Origin of the sequence: Pseudoalteromonas sp. Hal040 (assembly GCF_037162425.1) — a bacterium.
Classification (GTDB): domain Bacteria; phylum Pseudomonadota; class Gammaproteobacteria; order Enterobacterales; family Alteromonadaceae; genus Pseudoalteromonas; species Pseudoalteromonas gelatinilytica.
In genome coordinates this window covers 136,854-152,559 of sequence record NZ_JARLUU010000001.1, presented here as the reverse complement: position 1 = coordinate 152,559, position 15,706 = coordinate 136,854, and the positions used below count along the sequence as shown (strand labels likewise).

15 protein-coding genes are annotated in these 15,706 nt (G+C 42.9%); 8 read left to right on the top strand and 7 right to left on the bottom strand.

The genetic code is table 11. The features are described 5' to 3' along the window. Positions 1-113 precede the first annotated feature (113 nt). From P4S60_RS00695 to P4S60_RS00670, 6 genes are all read right to left on the bottom strand, one after another. Positions 114-3,218 carry an efflux RND transporter permease subunit gene (locus P4S60_RS00695; protein WP_337114656.1) on the bottom strand — a complete coding sequence of 1,035 codons (3,105 nt, stop codon included), beginning with the start codon at positions 3,216-3,218 and terminating at the stop codon, positions 114-116. Continuing rightward, complete coding sequence (locus P4S60_RS00690) at positions 3,215-4,672, bottom strand: efflux RND transporter periplasmic adaptor subunit (RefSeq protein ID WP_337114655.1); 1,458 nt, start codon at positions 4,670-4,672, stop codon at positions 3,215-3,217. Before P4S60_RS00690 ends, P4S60_RS00695 begins: the two co-directional genes overlap by 4 nt. Beyond that, complete coding sequence (locus P4S60_RS00685; RefSeq protein ID WP_337114654.1) at positions 4,665-5,987, bottom strand: TolC family protein; 1,323 nt, start codon at positions 5,985-5,987, stop codon at positions 4,665-4,667. The genes P4S60_RS00690 and P4S60_RS00685 overlap by 8 nt, the downstream gene beginning before the upstream one ends. Before the next feature lie 104 nt (positions 5,988-6,091). After that, complete coding sequence (locus P4S60_RS00680; RefSeq protein WP_337114653.1) at positions 6,092-6,445, bottom strand: hypothetical protein; 354 nt, start codon at positions 6,443-6,445, stop codon at positions 6,092-6,094. A gap of 43 nt (positions 6,446-6,488) precedes the next feature. Then, positions 6,489-7,103 (bottom strand): paraquat-inducible protein A, encoded by a 615-nt coding sequence (locus P4S60_RS00675; RefSeq protein ID WP_337114652.1) that lies wholly within the window; start codon positions 7,101-7,103, stop codon positions 6,489-6,491. 54 nt (positions 7,104-7,157) lie between these two features. Beyond that, positions 7,158-8,435 (bottom strand): EAL and HDOD domain-containing protein, encoded by a 1,278-nt coding sequence (locus P4S60_RS00670; RefSeq protein WP_337114651.1) that lies wholly within the window; start codon positions 8,433-8,435, stop codon positions 7,158-7,160. 203 nt (positions 8,436-8,638) lie between these two features. Between P4S60_RS00670 and P4S60_RS00665 the strand changes: the two genes are divergently transcribed. The 3 genes from P4S60_RS00665 (at position 8,639) to P4S60_RS00655 (ending at position 10,917) form a co-directional block, all read left to right on the top strand. Then, positions 8,639-9,304 (top strand): substrate-binding periplasmic protein, encoded by a 666-nt coding sequence (locus P4S60_RS00665; protein ID WP_337114650.1) that lies wholly within the window; start codon positions 8,639-8,641, stop codon positions 9,302-9,304. Between the two features lie 80 nt (positions 9,305-9,384). After that, positions 9,385-9,951, top strand: a complete 567-nt coding sequence (locus P4S60_RS00660) for a PhnA domain-containing protein (protein ID WP_054563514.1) — start codon at positions 9,385-9,387, stop codon at positions 9,949-9,951. A gap of 156 nt (positions 9,952-10,107) precedes the next feature. Beyond that, positions 10,108-10,917 (top strand): META domain-containing protein, encoded by an 810-nt coding sequence (locus P4S60_RS00655; protein WP_337114649.1) that lies wholly within the window; start codon positions 10,108-10,110, stop codon positions 10,915-10,917. 57 nt (positions 10,918-10,974) lie between these two features. On the opposite strand, the gene P4S60_RS00650 is transcribed toward P4S60_RS00655, so the two are convergent. Continuing rightward, entirely contained in the window at positions 10,975-11,814 is an 840-nt protein-coding gene (locus tag P4S60_RS00650) for a 23S rRNA (adenine(2030)-N(6))-methyltransferase RlmJ (RefSeq protein ID WP_337114648.1), read from the bottom strand. A 240-nt stretch (positions 11,815-12,054) separates the two neighbouring features. On the opposite strand from P4S60_RS00650, the gene P4S60_RS00645 reads away from it, so the two are divergent. From P4S60_RS00645 to P4S60_RS00625, 5 genes are all read left to right on the top strand, one after another. Continuing rightward, positions 12,055-12,285, top strand: a complete 231-nt coding sequence (locus P4S60_RS00645; RefSeq protein WP_054552458.1) for a hypothetical protein — start codon at positions 12,055-12,057, stop codon at positions 12,283-12,285. Then, positions 12,285-12,572 carry a cell division protein ZapA gene (locus P4S60_RS00640; RefSeq protein WP_054552457.1) on the top strand — a complete coding sequence of 96 codons (288 nt, stop codon included), beginning with the start codon at positions 12,285-12,287 and terminating at the stop codon, positions 12,570-12,572. The genes P4S60_RS00645 and P4S60_RS00640 overlap by 1 nt, the downstream gene beginning before the upstream one ends. A gap of 68 nt (positions 12,573-12,640) precedes the next feature. Beyond that, positions 12,641-13,627, top strand: a complete 987-nt coding sequence (locus tag P4S60_RS00635) for an MBL fold metallo-hydrolase (RefSeq protein WP_337114647.1) — start codon at positions 12,641-12,643, stop codon at positions 13,625-13,627. Positions 13,628-13,655: 28 nt separating this feature from the next. Then, positions 13,656-15,152, top strand: coding sequence for a LysM peptidoglycan-binding domain-containing protein (locus P4S60_RS00630; protein ID WP_337114645.1), 1,497 nt, complete (start codon positions 13,656-13,658; stop codon positions 15,150-15,152). Between the two features lie 64 nt (positions 15,153-15,216). After that, entirely contained in the window at positions 15,217-15,705 is a 489-nt protein-coding gene (locus P4S60_RS00625; protein ID WP_337114644.1) for an FKBP-type peptidyl-prolyl cis-trans isomerase, read from the top strand. Position 15,706: the final 1 nt, after the last annotated feature.

Sequence of the window (15,706 nt, the reverse complement as noted above, 5' to 3'; positions counted from 1 at the left end):
TGACTTTGCATAAATCACACCAGCAACAAACAAACCAATTATCAACAAGTTAAAAATAAAATGTGTAACTTGCAGCAATTAAAAGCGCACAAGTTACACACTGACTGTAAAATTTATAGGTCGCGTTTACGCCATATAAAATAAAGCGCAGGTAACACAAGTAGCGTTAAAACTATGGCACTGAGCATCCCGCCGACCATAGGCGCGGCTATTCGGCTCATCACCTCACTGCCCGTTCCAGTGCCATAAAGCACCGGCAGTAACCCAATGATAATAGTGGCAACTGTCATCATTACAGGCCTAACCCGAAGGCCAGCACCATTGATGATTGCTTGGCGCAGCTCTGTAACCGTAAACTGCGATGATTGCGCTTTGGCATCTTGATACGCTTGATTGAGATAAACCAGCATGATCACGCCTATTTCTACGGCAACTCCTGCTAAGGCAATAAAACCAACCCCAACAGCGACCGAAAAGTTAAAACCTTCAAGGTACATCAGCCAAATACCCCCTATCATTGCAAGTGGTAAGGTCAGCATGATCATTGCCACCTCAATAAAGCTTCTAAAATTGAGGTATAACAACACCACAATGATTGCCAAGGTGAGTGGCAATACGTAACTGAGTTTGGCTTTTGCGCGCTCCATGTATTCATATTGCCCCGCCCAAGTAATTGAATAACCAGCAGGTAGCTCAAGTTGCTCATGCAGCGCTTGTTGCGCACGCTCAACATAACTGCCGATATCACTGCCTTCAATGTCAATTAAGCTCCAGCCATTAATACGTGCATTTTCACTTTTAATACCCGGCGGGCCATCTTCGATGAAGACATGGGCAACATCAGCCAATGCAATACGCTGTCCGTCTGGCGTCACAATCGGTAACAACTTAAGCTCTTCTGGCGAGTCGCGATAATCTTGCGGGTAACGCAAGTTAACTGGGTAACGCTCTTGCCCTTCAACCGTTTCTGTCACATTCATACCACCGATAGCGGTGGCAACTACCTGTTGCACATCAGCAATGTTCAAACCATAACGCGCTGCTTTTTCACGGTTGATATCGACTTTGATGTAGCGACCACCAGCAACGCGCTCTGAGTACACCGAAGCTGTCCCCGGTAAATCTTTTAAGATGACTTCAATTTGCTCACCGATTTTTTGAATTTCGCTCAGCTTTGGCCCTGCTACTTTGATCCCCACAGGCGTTTTAATACCAGTGGCAAGCATGTCGATTCGCGTTTTGATTGGCATAACCCATGCATTGGTAAGCCCTGGGAACTTAACCAGATTATCGAGCTCTTTTTTCAGTTTTTCGGTTGTCATACCCTCTCGCCACTGTGATTTTGGCTTTAACTGAATAAAGGTTTCGATCATGGTGAGTGGAGCCGGATCTGTTGCAGTATCCGCTCGACCTACTTTACCAAATACCGACTCAACCTCTGGCACACTGGCAATTAGCTTATCTGTCTGCTGTAAGATTTCACGGGCCTTACCTATTGAAATACCTGGGTAAGTCGTTGGCATATACATTAAGTCGCCCTCATCAAGAGGAGGAATAAACTCACTACCAATTTTATTAACCGGGTAAAAGCCAATAGCAGCCAACACTAATGCCAGTACCAATGTTGTTTTCGGTGCTTTTAATACCGCATTTAACAAGGGTTTATAGGCTGCCACTAATATGCGGTTTACAGGGTTTTTCTGCTCCGAAATAACCTTACCGCGAATAAAGTAGCCCATTAATACCGGCACCAGTGTAATCGCTAAACCAGCCGAGGCCGCCATTGCATAGGTTTTTGTATAAGCCAGTGGCGAGAACATTCGTCCTTCTTGTGCTTCAAGAATAAACACTGGCATAAAGCTGACAGTGATAATTAATAAACTAAAGAATAACGCGGGCCCGACTTCTGCGGCTGAGTCCATCACCACTTGCCAGCGGTTTTCATCGGTCAGTGGGGTTTTCTCCATATGCTTATGCATATTTTCTATCATCACGATAGCACCATCTGTCATTGCACCAATAGCAATCGCTATCCCGCCAAGCGACATGATATTAGCGTTTATACCTTGCCAATACATAACCACAAAAGCCGTTAAAATGCCCATTGGCAACGTAATAATGGCTACGATCGATGAACGTATATGGAATAAAAACACCACACACACTAAGGCCACGACGATTAATTCTTCAATTAGCTTTGAGCTTAAGTTATCAAGCGCTTGGGTAATAAGGTTTGAGCGGTCGTACACTGGGATGATTTCAACGCCCTCAGGCAGACCTTTTTTGAGCGACTCTAGCTTTTCTTTTACTAGTTTGATGATTGCTTCGGCGTTTTCTCCAAAGCGCATCACCACTACACCACCAGTTACTTCGCCCTCGCCGTTAAGCTCGGCAATACCACGGCGCATTTGCGGCCCAAGTTTTATATCAGCCACATCGCGTAATTGCAGTGGCGTGCCATTGGCATTAGTACCCAGCGGAATGGCTTCTAAATCTGCGACACTTTTAATATAACCTGTGCTTGATACCATGTATTCGGCTTCAGCCATTTCGACCACTGAGGCACCGCGCTCTTGGTTACCTTGCTTAATTGCTGTTTGAATTAAACTTAGCGGAATACCATAAGCACGCAATTTATCTGGGTCGACATTAACCTGATACTGCTTAACCATACCGCCAACAGACGCTACTTCTGATACGCCCGGCACAGTTTGCAGCTCAAACTTTAAAAACCAATCTTGCAGGCTTCGTAGCTGACTTATATCGTGCTTACCGGTTTTATCCACCAGCGCATACAAGTAAATCCAACCCACTCCTGTCGCATCAGGGCCAAGTTCAGGCCTTGCTGAGTCAGGTAAGCGAGCACTTACTTGACTCAAATACTCTTGCACCCGACTACGGGCCCAGTAAAGGTCGGTGTCTTCATTAAAAATAACGTATACATAAGAGTCACCAAAAAACGAAAAGCCCCTTACCGTTTCAGCACCCGGCACCGACAACATGGCCGTGGTGATAGGAAACGTTACTTGGTCTTGCACCACTTGTGGCGCTTGTCCTGGGTAAGACGTTTTTACAATAACCTGCACATCAGATAAGTCAGGCAAGGCATCAACTGGGGTATTCTTTAAAGAAAAAATCCCAAAGCCCGCCAACATTAAAGACAGCAGTAATACAAAGAAGCGATTACCGACTGACCAACGGATCACGGCGGCTATCATTGCATTTCTCCTTGCATAGGGTGGCTCATGGTCATGATGTCAAAAATCACAAACTCACCGTCTACCAACTTAAAGGTAAAATGCACTTCATCATCGCTTTGCAAACTAGACATATCAATGCGCGGCGAAAAATGAAACTCCATAGTTGCAGCCTCGCGTCCCCACTTAGGGATGGCTTCGCGACTGATCACGGCTTTGCGGGCTTCGCGGTCAATGCTGTTGATCACGCCATTGACCATTGCGCTGTCACTATCAGGCTCTTGCATACGCATAAAGTCAGAACTCTTACTTGATTCGGAATCTATTAAGAACTGCGCTGAAACCACAACGTTATCGTCTTTCAGTAAGCCTGATAAAATTTCAACATCATGATTATCACTACGACCTAGCGTCACAGCCACTGACTTAAAGCGCCCTTCACCTAAATCAATGACAACACGGTCTTGGCTACCGGTGCGGATCACCGCTTCTTTGGCTATCACTAATTGCGGCTCAGTTGGCTTAGTAGTAATGCTGACTTCAGCAAACATATTCGGTTTTAATAAGCCATCTTGGTTGGCAAAACGTAAGCGCACGCGCAGGGTACGGTTTTTCTCATCAAGGGTTGGGTAAATATAATCGACCTTGCCTTGCCAGCGTTTGCCCGGTAAGTAATCTAAGCTCATGGTAACAGGCAAGCCTTTATGAATAAGCCCTGCTTGACGCTCAAAAACTTCTGCCTCGACCCATACTTCTTCTAGGTGAGCAATACTCATCATGGTTGTGCCTGGTTTCACAAAGAAGCCTTCGCGGATATTTAACTCATCCAATACGCCACTTTGCTTGGCATAAAAGGTAATGTTTTGTCTGACCTTTTGGCTTTGCTCTAATCGGGCAATAAAATCGTCAGAAACATTCAGTGAGGCCAACCGTGCTTTTGCCGCACGTATAAGCACCGCATTGTTACGTTTAAGGGCAAGCAGTAGCTCTTCTTGCGCATTCACTAGCTGTGGAGAATACAAGGTATAAAGTGGCTCGCCTTGCTTAACTTGGTCACCAGCGGCTTTTACATATAAGGTTTCTATCCAACCTTCGACACGAGGGTGAATATGCACGAGTTGGTCTTGGTCGTATTGCACATAGCCAACCGTATCAACCGTCGTTTGTAATGATTTAAACCGTACGGGCGCTGTTCTTACCCCTAAATTATTAACGACTGCTGGTGAGATTCTCACAGTACCTGGGCTGTCTTCAGCGCTACTTTGCTCTTCATAAACGGGCACTAACTCCATACCCATTGGTGATAACCCTGGTTCATCACGGCGGTAATTACTGTCCATAGGCGCCACCCAATATAGCGGCTTTTTCTCAGCGCTTGGCATTTGTTCATGCTCTGGCTCAGCCAATTTATTTACAGCCGTTGCCAATGCTGCACCTACCGCCAAAGCGATAACTAATTTCACTGTGTTATTCATTGCTAGCTCCTTGGCTTTGTGCTGCATTTATTTGGTTATCTTTTGCTGCTGCGTAATAATTAAGGCGAGCGAGGGTTATTTGTTTGTCTATTTCGATGTTTAACGCATCAATTTTTGCGTTAAGTTCGCTGATGCGTGCGCGCATCACTTCTGAAAAGTCACCATCATCATTGGTGTAAGCATTTAATGTCGCCTCAGCTTGCTCTGCCATTTGCGGTAATAGCTGCTGTTGATACAGCGCTTTGCGCTGAGCAAGTCGGCTTAGTTGGCTAAGCTCTTTAAAATACTGACCTTGCAGTTTTTGTAGGGTAATAAGTTTGTTGGTTTTTACCGCCTCGGCATTAGCTATTGCCGCATTGACTTGTTGATCTTGACGGTTATCAGTAAACAGCGGTAAATCAACACTTACCCCTATAGAGAATAAGTCAGCGCGAGAGTCACCCATCGGGGTATCATCACGATAGCCATAGCCTAGGTTCATACCAAATTGCGGCTTATACGCTTCTTTCGCCACTTGCACTTGGGTGTTTTTAGCACGCATTGCATGATCAATAGCAATAATTGCCGGGTGACTCATGAGCACTTCTGTGACACCCGATGGTGCAAGCTCTTGATAAGCCATTACTGCGGCCACCTTGGTGTTTTCATCGCTCACTGCACCGTTTAGCATTTCAATAGGTAGCCATTGTGCTAGTCGCTTTTTGGCACTATCAAACTGTTGCTCTAACATCACCAGCTTATCTTCAAGCCGAGTCAGCTCTAGCTGGGCGCGAATAATATCCTGCTGGCGAGTCGCACCAAGTGTATTAGCATAACTTGCTTCTGTAATATCAATAAGCTGATTAAATAAGGCTTTATCTTGGTTGATCAGTTGAATGCTTTTTTGTGCGCGATAGGCATTTAGCCATGCTTCACTAACCATGGCTTTAACCTGTGCTTGGCGGTCTGCTCTAAGCCAAGGGTATTGTTCAGCCGATTGTTTTAAAGCTTGTTGCTGTAAGGCAAGACTATCACCTCGGCTAAATTGTTGTGACAAGCCCACTTTGAATTGCGTCATACCCTCTTGGTCAAAGGCAAAGCCATCGGTTGGTAAATTCATTAGCCCAACAGTTAACACAGGATCTGGCAAGGTACCGGCGGCAATGCTTTGCGCTTCTATCGCCTGTTGCTGGTATTTATTTGCCTGTAACCAAGGCTCGTGAGTCAATGCATAATCAATCACCTGATTGAGTGCCAACGGCTCTGCTTTCACTAAACTTGAGGTTATCAATACTGCGCCTAGAGAAAGCGCCTTAATCAATTTGCTGTGAATCATCACATGCTCCAAAAATCTTAAAAATGGTTAAAAAACAATAGATTTTGGGTGCAGAATGAGGTGTATTTCAGCGTTTTACTGAATTTTAAATAGACCTATCCTGCTTAAGCAGTAATAGGTGGGCGATATAAAGAACTTGCATGGAAACTCAGCTGGCTGGCGCCTAACACGGTGACTTTTTCTGATTGCTTAATTGATTTAACAACTAAATCATTTAACGGCAGGAGTGAGTGAGCTGTACAGGCATTAAACGGACACGCACAATCGCTGTTATCCATTGCATTTTCATGGCAACAATCCATATCACTCATGTCGCTGTCAGCATTCATATTAGCATGATGATCCATTTGCATGCTGGCATGTGGCATATCACACACCATAGCAACAGACGCAACTGACTGACCCACAAAAGTGAGCAGCATCATAGCTATCAATAAGTAGCTTGAAAGTCGCGTCATCATCATACCTTAAAAATTAATTGCCCAAATTGTAGCCCGAAATTTACGCGCTCGACAAGGGTTTATCTATTTTTATGCTATTGCTGGCAGCAATAGCAAACAGGCAATAGCCAGTAAAATACCAAAATCCATCACCCAGTTCTGCATGCATTTTTATTAGCTCGCCCATTTGCCCATCGGCATTACCTGCTAAATAGGCCACGATCAACGCAATCACAAACACATCGACCATGCTCCATTTACTTAGGCCCTGTATGAGTTGACCGAGTAAATGCTTAAATCTATTCGCAGGTAAAAAACAATAAAGCAACTGCATCAGGAGTTTTAAAGTGGGAATGACAATCGAGAAAACTCCAACAAGCGCGGCGACAAGGTAGTTTTTGTTATTAGCAAGCTCATTCACGGTACCCCAAATGCTGCGTGTTTTTTTATAGGCATCAATTTCACCTTCAAGCTTATCAAGCCCCAACATGCTTGATGCCATCATTAACACGCTACGAGTATTGCGATCGCCTTCATCAGCAATCATTTCAATACCTGTTTTGGCAAGCTTAGATTTATCGATTTTTCCTTCTAGGGTGAGCACCGGCTGGGTTACACCGGGAATAAGTAACGCCAAGGCAATTAAAATAGCCAGTACCGGAAAAACAACACGCATTAGTTACAAACCTTTTAAATACTTTGAGCTCGCATCATAACGAACTCCGCGCATCTAGTCTGTAACCGATGATAAGCTTTCAAACACTTCATCGGCATAAGCACGAGCATCATACATAGCTTGAAAAACCACATCCATTTTTGACGCAGGGCGGATCATCATTAGTAGCTCATGGGCTGTGTGCCACTGCTCTTCTTCCATTGCTTTAACAAGCTGTAAGCTCGCACCTTGCATGCCATTAAAGTTTAATAGTGCGCTCGAAAGCTCACTACCCAGCGAAAACTCTTTGGCAATGATATCTAGCTCCATATCTAAAATTGCATCTAAAACAGAGAGTAAGCCAACTAAATAGCCTTGCTCAGCAAGTTCTTTACCACCGGGTTCAAGCATCAGCGCAATAAATTTAGCTCGTGTTAAACCAAGTTTGGTCAGCTCTTGCGGTTTATCATTACCTAATTCGCTGAGCGCTAATACCCGCACAAATTGTCTAATCGCATCTTCACCGAGATAAATAACCGCTTGCGAAATCGAACGAATTGTTTGCTGACCACTGCTTATACGCGCATTAACTAATTTTAAAATGCGTGCTGTAAGGCCTATATCTTTGGCAACCCGTTGTTGAATTGCATCAAAATTTAAATCTGTTTGCGCAGTACAGTTAAGTAATTCAAGCACGGCAACTTTTGATGGTTCAACATTACCAAAACTCAAAAGCTCTGGCTTGGCAAAAAAGTAGCCTTGAAACAGGTCACAACCAACCGCTTTTAGCTGCTTAAAGTCTTCATAAGTTTCAATGCGTTCCACTATGATAGTGGTCTCTGGGAAGCTGCGTTTGAGCTTTTTGATCATCATGTTGGTTTTGATAATCGGCTGCGTAACTTCAAGCTTAATAAAATCCATTAAAGGTAAAATATCTTGCCATTTATCTGTGCCGTCGTAATCATCAAGCGCGAACAAATAGCCTTCTTGTTTTAACTGCTTAACGCGATTCACTACTTTTGGAATACTGGTAGCCCGCTCGACTATTTCGATAACCGCACTGCGTGGTTGTAACAGCTTAGGAAAGTCATCCAAAATAGCGTCGGTCGATAGGTTGATAAACGCAGGTTGAAAACCCGTTAGCTTCTCGAGTCCCATCAACATTAACGCGTTAAAAAACAGCCGCCCCGTTGCTTGGCCATCACTCGTGCCTGCAGGAAAGACATTATCGCTCGATTCTCTATACAATAATTCGTAAGCATACAAACTTTTATCAGCATTAAATATTGGCTGCCGGGCTATATACTGAGTCACGCTCTGACTTTTGTTACCTTCCATACTTAATTCTGACATTCTACTTCTCACTTAGATGTGGCTATCTCCACATTACTATTGTTATAAGTATAGTGAAAGATGTTTACCTTGCTAAAAAACAAAAACCCAACCAAACTAGGTACATGAAAACGAATCCAATCAGACCATTGCGCTTCTCTAACTCGATTTTCTTAATTTTACTTTTTCTTACTCAAGCAGTTTTGGCTGAGCAGCAACCTGTAATGAAATACAATGTAACTGGCTCTGGTAACTACTACCCTTATTATATTGACGATAAAATCAACCCAGGGATATTCCCTGAAATTATCAAGCAAGTTATGCTGCTTGCAGATATTCAAGTGCTGCATGTCGAGCTTCCTGCCAAACGAACTGTAAAATACCTTCACCAAGGTCATATCGACTTTGATGTCATAAGCCCCGAATGGCTGAGCCAAGCTGAAAAACAAAACCCACAATTTAGTTACTCAGACACCCTATTTACCGTTGATGAGTACCTAGTGAGCCTAACAAACTCTGTGACTCGATGGCAGCAGCTAAACAGTATTCGCAACCAGCCTGTAGGGACTGTTCTAGGTTATTACTATTATGATGATAACCGCTTTAAACGGGTTGATTTTCACTCTGAAAAACAGCTCATTAAGGCACTAAAAATGCAACGTGTTGAGGTCGTTATAATTGATAAACTACCCGCATTATATTGGGCTAAGCTATTTGATGCTGATATCAGCTTTGGCGCATTACATTCACAAGGAAACCTAAAGATTCGCCTGCGCAGTGAACATCAATCATTGTTACCAAAAATAAATGCAGCAATCAAAAAATTAAAAAGCTCTGGCAGCTTAGATGCCATAATCAATAAATACACAAAAAGCATACCCCCACAATAATTAGGGATATTCCGCTTTGGACCTGCTTTTGCTATAATGCGCGCTGTTTTTCTTACCTTGTTAACTAAAAAGAGCCTCCTATGAGCATTGAACAAGCCCTAATCGAACGCAGTAATAACCAATGTGAACTTTGCACTAATACAGATAATCTATCTGTTTACGAAGTGCCACCTGTTACAGAGGCTCATTCTGATAAATGCATTTACGTTTGCCAAACTTGTAAAGATCAAATCGAAAACAATGCTGATTTGACTGCAAACCACTGGCACTGCTTGAACGACAGCATGTGGAGTCAAACTCCTGCTGTCCAAGTTGTGGCTTATCGCATGTTGAAGCGTTTAGCTGCTGACAACGGCTGGGCACAAGACGCACTCGATATGATTTATCTTGAAGAAGACACGTTAAAATGGGCGCAAACGGCCCTAGCTGAAGATGACGATATTAAACACATCGACAGTAATGGTGTTGTACTTCAAGCGGGGGATACAGTGACACTTATTAAAGATCTTGATGTGAAAGGCAGCAGCCTTGTTGCTAAGCGTGGCACAGCAGTAAGAAACATTGGCTTAACGAGCAACCCTGAACACATTGAAGGCCGTGTTGATGGTCAACGCATTGTTATTCTTACCAAATACGTGAAAAAGTAACGAGCACTCAATTTGCTTTATTTCTCTTAAGCGATTCGTTATTAAGAAAATGGGCCTAGTGCCCATTTTTTGTTAATTAAGCTATGATTAAGTCAGCGAACTTTATGCTAATTAAATAACAAAGACGCATAACCCTAAAAACGCAAGGAAACAATCATGGCTTCGGATACCATCTCATCTTTCAAACGCGCTTCTCTATGCAGTTTAATGATCTTAGGGAGCAGCTTAGTATTAACAGGTTGTGGTGAAGACTCTGCCGCACCACAGGCTGAGCAATCAACAATGAAAACTCTTAATACACAGGTTATTTATTTAGATCGCAGCATGCTGCCACCAGGTTCAGTATTAAAAGTACAACTTGCTGATGTATCAAAAATGGATGCCAAAGCTGACGTTATCAGCGAACAAGAAATTGAATTAAATGGCGCGCCGCCATATAACGTAGCACTTGAATATGACGAGAGTAAAATTGCTGACCGTCACCGATATGGTGTGAGTGCACGCATTGAGAATCAAGGTAAATTACTTTACATCAGCACGACTCACAATAATCCATTTGCTGAAGATGTGACGGATGAAGTGTATAAAGTGACAGTGACAAAAGTTTCAGCTAAAAAGCCAGACGTTACTTTGACTAATACGTATTGGAAAGCCGTTACCATCAGCGGAGAAGCAATCACCGTTGAAAATAAAGAACCTTTCGTGCAGTTTAAAGACGATGGTTCAACCAATGGTTATTTAGGGTGTAATAACTTCTCAGGTAGTTACGAAGTTAACGAGCAGACGCTTACATTCAAACCATTAGCAAGCACCAAAAAAATGTGTGTCGCACAAATGGATATCGAAGCAGCCATGTCGGCAGCACTTTCAGCCACAGCTCAATATTCTATCAATGGGGAACAGCTAACCTTGTTAGATGATAGTAATGAGCCGCTTGCAACCTTCGCAGCAACTTACATGAATTAACAACAGTAAAATCAAAAACGCCCAGCAAATGCTGGGCGTTTTTGTATTGAAAAAGAATTACTCTTCAACTAACTGTTCGCGACGATAAAAACCACTGCTATCGCTTAGTAATGAAACAAGCTCAGGTAATACCGCATCCATTGTTTGCTTTAATTTCCATGGCGGGTTGATCACTATCATACCCGATGCAGTCATACCATGAACGTCGGTATCAGCCTCTGTTGCAAGCTCGAAAAGCTGAATGTTACGCATACCCGATGCTATTAAACCCTCTTCCATTCTGTCAATTCGCTCACGATCTACAACCGGATACCAAATCATGTACGTTCCAGTTGCAAAGCGTTTATGCGCCTTAACAAGAGTGTTAACGACCGTGTCGTAATCGTTTTTAATTTCGTATGGAGGGTCAATAAGCACGCAAGCCCGGCGTGATGCTGGTGGTAATAAACCAACTAAGCCTTGAAAGCCGTTTTCACCACGTACGCGAATAGAGCGCTTACCTTTCATGTTGTCTTGCAGTAACTGTAAGTCACGTGGATGCAATTCAAAGAACCACCCGTTATCTTGGCGACGTAAAAAATGCTCTGCTATTTTTGGCGAACCAGGGTAAAAATCTAAATTACCATGTGAGTTAAATGATTTTATCAGCTCAATATACTCATTAAGTGCATCATGCTCACTGTTGTGCTGCCAAAGCTTAGCAATCCCATCTAAATACTCTTGTGTTTTTTGTGCATCACTGCCTGCAAGTTCAAAAAAGCCAGCACCTGAGTGGGTGTCCACATAATCAAGTGGTTTATCTTTAATTGTTTGGTATTTAAGAACTTCAGCTAGAACAAGATGTTTTAGCACATCAGCAGGGTTACCTGCATGAAAAGAGTGTCGATAACTAAGCATATTTATAAGTCGCCAAATGCAAAACTGCATTAAAAATGAATGGCCATATTGTACATGATAAACAGAAAATGATCCTAGGATCTGGCACTTTCGTGAATCAAAAATGAATAAAAAAGCCGCTACGCTGAATTACACCTTAATAATAAATAAAAATCCCCTAAAAAGGCCGTAAATGCTGGCATATCAAGACACTTTCCTTTACATTTGCATGACAATAATCACAGTTTTATGAGCGCATTTATGAATAACGAAACCCTTTCCCAACTCGAACAACTGATCGACAAATTAATCCTTCGCAACAGCGAACTTGAAAGTGAAGTTAAAAGCCTACAAGAACAAACCGCTAAGCTTTTAGATGAGAACGAAACTCTGCAACTGGAAGTACTAGAAAACGAAGAGAAACAAAAAGATACAAGCAGCACATTGACTGGCCTGCTTGAGAAATTGCAAAGCGTTCAACAGGCTAGCTAATGAGCAGCCCACAAAGTCAGCGGGTCACCGTAGAGCTACTAGGTAAAGAGCATGAGTTCTCTTGCCCACCAGGGCAAGAGCATGCCCTAGTTGCTGCTGCACAAAATTTGAATGACTTAGTGGAGCAAATGAAACAACGCTCATCGGTTCGCAATGACCAAAAAGCATTGCTAATGGCAGCATTACATCTAAGTCATGAATTGCTTGAAGTTAAATCGCAACAAGCAGAACAAGAGCAACAACATGACAGCTTAATAGATAAGCTCAGCCAACACCTTAGTATTTAGAAAAAAGCGCATCTGGCGCTTTTTTTGTTTACAATCAACTGCACTGACACTTATTCGAGCTAAACACCATGCGATTTTGTGCTTTTTTGATCTGTATTTTCGTAAGCTATAGCGCCCAAGCAAGCGTTAGCTGGCATAGCATCACTCCCGAAATCCAATTTCTACAACAACAAAATAAGCTGCGCTTTTACGATTCGAATCAAGTGCTGATAGAGGGTAAAGAATGTGCCTTAATGTTTGATGCCAGTGGTAACTTTGCCGAAGTAGAAAAGCTCGCAGAACAGCTAAAAAAACGCTTAAAAACACCATTATGTTATTTAGTGGCGAGTCATTATCATGATGATCATCTGTTAGGCTTGGCCGTTTTACAGGCTGAGTTCCCTGAAGCTAAACTCATTGTACATCAGCAAGTAGCGACTGAGTTTTCAGCAATGCAGCAAGCATTGGCAGATAAATTAGATGGCTATGAAAAAAGCATCGAGCTCAGCTATCAACGGCTTGCCAATCAACCTGAAGATCAACAAGCTATTTGGCGCGACAAACTTGAACTTGCAAAAAAGCGCTTATTTCGCTGGCGAGAGCTCACCTTAAACCCGCCAGCTATTAGCATTACTGAGTCAACACAGCTAAACCTTGGTAACTACCCCGTCGTTATTACACCTTACCAAGCGCATACTAAGGGCGATCTCACTTTAAGTGCAGATCAAGGTCGCGTACTGTTAGGCGGCGATATAGTCGACAGCTTACCCTACCCTGGGCATGGTACATTCACGCGCTGGATAACCACGCTACAAGATATTCAAAAAAATACCGCACTGACAACTATTTTACCGGGTCACGGTAAGTCGCTGACACCTGCTGAACTGGCGCTCCCTTTAAGGTTTTTGAAAACCATTCAAGAGATGACAAATTCCTCGCCAGATAAATCAGTGAGTGAATTAATTCCGCTTTTTCCTTCAAATGTTAAACAGCAATACCAACTTGATGAAGTGGGCGAAAGAGCGTTTTCTATGTTTCTAGAAGCTGGACTTAAACAGAGCAAATTGTCAAAATAGGGCTAAAATAGTAAAAGGATTTTATTATATGGCTCAAGTAAGTTTGAAATATTTACTTTTGCTGAGCTTGTTTATTGGCTTACAAGGATGCCAACTAACTCAGCAAGAAACAGAACAACAACGGGCAAGGCCGGAGATTTTTAGCCATTTCGAGCCCGATTTAACAACCCAGCAAGCACCTAGTGAGTTTGTCGATTCAACAGCTGTCGAACCTCGTCCTATTGCTGCGCCCATAGCAGTCAATAATACCCCACTAGCAAAGCCTCGATCAAAAGATCTATGGCAGCATATCGCCAACAATTTAACGCTGGTATTTCAAACCAACAAACATACATCTGCACGAGTAAAATGGTATTTGAAACAACCTAATTACTTGATTAAAGTAAATAAACGTGCTGCGCCCTATTTGTATCATATCGTCACACGTATCGAGCAACAGAAGCTACCGATGGAGCTGGCACTATTACCCTTTGTTGAAAGTGATTTTAGACCAACAATACGTTCATCAGAACAAGCCGTTGGTGTTTGGCAGTTAGTCGGCGCAACGGCCTATCATTTTGGTGTGCAAAGCGACCAATGGTATGACGGACGCCAAGATATACTCGCTTCAACTGATGCCGCTTTAGCTTATTTAAGTTACTTACATAAACGCTTTGATGGTGACTGGCTGCATGCCCTTGCTGCCTATAACAGTGGTGAAGGACGCGTTAAAAAAGCTATCGAAAAAAATAAAAAGCTTGGCAAAAAAACTGACTATTGGTCATTATCACTACCAAAAGAAACTGCTGAATATATTCCTAAACTTTTGGCGCTTAGCTATTTACTTAAGCATCCTGAGCAAGGCTTAAAGCGCCCTAAATTAGCGAATAAAGCACTCACCACTGAATTTGATGTCGGCCAGCAATTTGATTTTTCGGTGATCGCTAACTTATCTGGCGTGGGGCATAACCAGCTCCACAAATTAAACCCAGGATATTTAAAAAACCAAAGCTCGCCAAATGGTCCACATACTCTGCTTTTACCTATGGAGCGCCGTACCTTGCTGCAAAGTAAGCTGTTTCGCAACAACTTTGCTGGTGAATATATAGTGCAAAAAGACGATACCCTTTATGGCATTGCCAGACGCTTTAATATGTCTGTAAAGGATCTGAAAGCGCTTAATAGTAAAACAAGTAACCTGATTAAAGTCGGTGAACAATTGCGACTATCACAGCCCCAAACCATGCCTGAATCTTTACTGGTTGATTACAATATTAGCCCTTACCTTGAACAGCATGAGGAAGTTATCGCAACCATTGCGGTTGATTACCTCGTTAAACCAGGTGATTCAATTTGGAGTATCAGCCAGCTATACGACGTGCCTCATAAAGACGTTGCAACGTGGAATAAACTCAGTGCCACCAGCATTTTAAAACCAGGCACCATTTTGACATTGCACCTACCGCAAGCAAAACCCGCTGAGCCGCAAGTACCAGCCAGCGAAGCCATGTTGTCAGGTATCGAAAGCTCGTTGAAAAAGCCTTGATTGCTCACGCTTTGTGGTTAGCGTAAAATCAGCGCCTATATTTTAAATTCAAAAGAGAAATAACATGCAAATCAGTAAAGACGCAGTGGTTGAATTTCACTACACACTTAGTGAAGCAGGCGAGCAAATCGAATCAAGCAAAGATGGCGAGCCACTTTCATATATCCATGGCACTGAAGGCATGCTTCCTGGTCTTGAAAAAGCCCTTGAAGGTAAAGCGGCTGGTGTTAACTTCAGCGTAACACTTGAGCCTAGCGAATCTTACGGCGAGCGCGTTGATAATCTAATTCAACGTATTCCTCTTAAGCACTTACAAGGCAACACAAAAGTGTGGAAGCCAGGTATGACTGCAATCGTTCATTCAAACCAAGGTCGTCACCAAGTGACTATCGTTAAAGTAGGCCGTTTCAATGCAGATTGTGACTTAAACCACCCATTTGCTGGTAAAACACTGACATTTGATGTTGAAGTGATCAATGTTCGCCAAGCAACAGCTGACGAATTATCACACGGCCACGTGCACGGTGAAGGCGGTTGTGGCCACAGCCACTAAG

What these genes read in the sequence shown, in the direction of transcription:
- P4S60_RS00685 (WP_337114654.1), bottom strand. Translation starts at nt 5,987, where the DNA reads ATGATTCACAGCAAATTGATTAAGGCGCTTTCTCTAGGCGCAGTATTG.
- P4S60_RS00630 (WP_337114645.1), top strand. Translation starts at nt 13,656, where the DNA reads ATGGCTCAAGTAAGTTTGAAATATTTACTTTTGCTGAGCTTGTTTATT.
- P4S60_RS00665 (WP_337114650.1), top strand. Translation starts at nt 8,639, where the DNA reads ATGAAATACAATGTAACTGGCTCTGGTAACTACTACCCTTATTATATT.
- P4S60_RS00670 (WP_337114651.1), bottom strand. Translation starts at nt 8,435, where the DNA reads ATGTCAGAATTAAGTATGGAAGGTAACAAAAGTCAGAGCGTGACTCAG.
- P4S60_RS00655 (WP_337114649.1), top strand. Translation starts at nt 10,108, where the DNA reads ATGGCTTCGGATACCATCTCATCTTTCAAACGCGCTTCTCTATGCAGT.
- P4S60_RS00650 (WP_337114648.1), bottom strand. Translation starts at nt 11,814, where the DNA reads ATGCTTAGTTATCGACACTCTTTTCATGCAGGTAACCCTGCTGATGTG.
- P4S60_RS00690 (WP_337114655.1), bottom strand. Translation starts at nt 4,672, where the DNA reads ATGAATAACACAGTGAAATTAGTTATCGCTTTGGCGGTAGGTGCAGCA.
- P4S60_RS00640 (WP_054552457.1), top strand. Translation starts at nt 12,285, where the DNA reads ATGAGCAGCCCACAAAGTCAGCGGGTCACCGTAGAGCTACTAGGTAAA.
- P4S60_RS00625 (WP_337114644.1), top strand. Translation starts at nt 15,217, where the DNA reads ATGCAAATCAGTAAAGACGCAGTGGTTGAATTTCACTACACACTTAGT.
- P4S60_RS00660 (WP_054563514.1), top strand. Translation starts at nt 9,385, where the DNA reads ATGAGCATTGAACAAGCCCTAATCGAACGCAGTAATAACCAATGTGAA.
- P4S60_RS00680 (WP_337114653.1), bottom strand. Translation starts at nt 6,445, where the DNA reads ATGACGCGACTTTCAAGCTACTTATTGATAGCTATGATGCTGCTCACT.
- P4S60_RS00635 (WP_337114647.1), top strand. Translation starts at nt 12,641, where the DNA reads ATGCGATTTTGTGCTTTTTTGATCTGTATTTTCGTAAGCTATAGCGCC.
- P4S60_RS00675 (WP_337114652.1), bottom strand. Translation starts at nt 7,103, where the DNA reads ATGCGTGTTGTTTTTCCGGTACTGGCTATTTTAATTGCCTTGGCGTTA.
- P4S60_RS00695 (WP_337114656.1), bottom strand. Translation starts at nt 3,218, where the DNA reads ATGATAGCCGCCGTGATCCGTTGGTCAGTCGGTAATCGCTTCTTTGTA.
- P4S60_RS00645 (WP_054552458.1), top strand. Translation starts at nt 12,055, where the DNA reads ATGAATAACGAAACCCTTTCCCAACTCGAACAACTGATCGACAAATTA.